Origin of the sequence: Bacillus sp. 22475, assembly GCF_052044835.1 — a bacterium.
Classification (GTDB): domain Bacteria; phylum Bacillota; class Bacilli; order Bacillales; family Bacillaceae_G; genus Bacillus_A; species Bacillus_A cereus.
The window spans coordinates 1-594 of record NZ_JBQENW010000095.1; the positions used below are offsets into that span (position 1 = coordinate 1).

Here is a 594-nt window from a genome sequence, read left to right on the forward strand (position 1 = left end):
CTCCTCTCGGGCGCGCTTTTATTAACGGGAAGTGGCTCAGCTTGGTAGAGCACCTGGTTTGGGACCAGGGGGTCGCAGGTTCAAATCCTGTCTTCCCGATTTTCCCAAAAACATGGGGCCTTAGCTCAGCTGGGAGAGCGCCTGCCTTGCACGCAGGAGGTCAGCGGTTCGATCCCGCTAGGCTCCACTTATTTTAATATCATTTATGGCGGTGTAGCTCAGCTGGCTAGAGCGTACGGTTCATACCCGTGAGGTCGGGGGTTCGATCCCCTCCGCCGCTACCATAAAGGACCTTTAGCTCAGCTGGTTAGAGCAGACGGCTCATAACCGTCCGGTCGTAGGTTCGAGTCCTACAAGGTCCACCACTAAAGGTTTATATCTCGGAGGTATACCCAAGTTCGGCTGAAGGGATCGGTCTTGAAAACCGACAGGCGGCGAGAGTCGCGCGGGGGTTCGAATCCCTCTACCTCCTCCATTTTTTCTTAAATTACATATTATATCATCGCGGGGTGGAGCAGTACGGTAGCTCGTCGGGCTCATAACCCGAAGGTCGCAGGTTCAAATCCTGTCCCCGCAACCAAATGGTCCCGTGGT

6 tRNA genes are annotated in these 594 nt (G+C 54.7%); all 6 read left to right on the top strand.

The features are described 5' to 3' along the window. Nucleotides 1-25: 25 nt before the first annotated feature. Nucleotides 26-99 (top strand) — tRNA-Pro (locus ACTJJY_RS32000). A 15-nt stretch (nt 100-114) separates the two neighbouring features. Beyond that, nucleotides 115-187, top strand: a tRNA-Ala gene (locus tag ACTJJY_RS32005). Between the two features lie 20 nt (nt 188-207). After that, nucleotides 208-284, top strand: a tRNA-Met gene (locus ACTJJY_RS32010). A 4-nt stretch (nt 285-288) separates the two neighbouring features. Then, nucleotides 289-365 (top strand) — tRNA-Ile (locus tag ACTJJY_RS32015). Between the two features lie 17 nt (nt 366-382). Continuing rightward, nucleotides 383-475 (top strand) — tRNA-Ser (locus tag ACTJJY_RS32020). A 28-nt stretch (nt 476-503) separates the two neighbouring features. Further along, nucleotides 504-580 (top strand) — tRNA-Met (locus tag ACTJJY_RS32025). Nucleotides 581-594 lie beyond the last annotated feature (14 nt).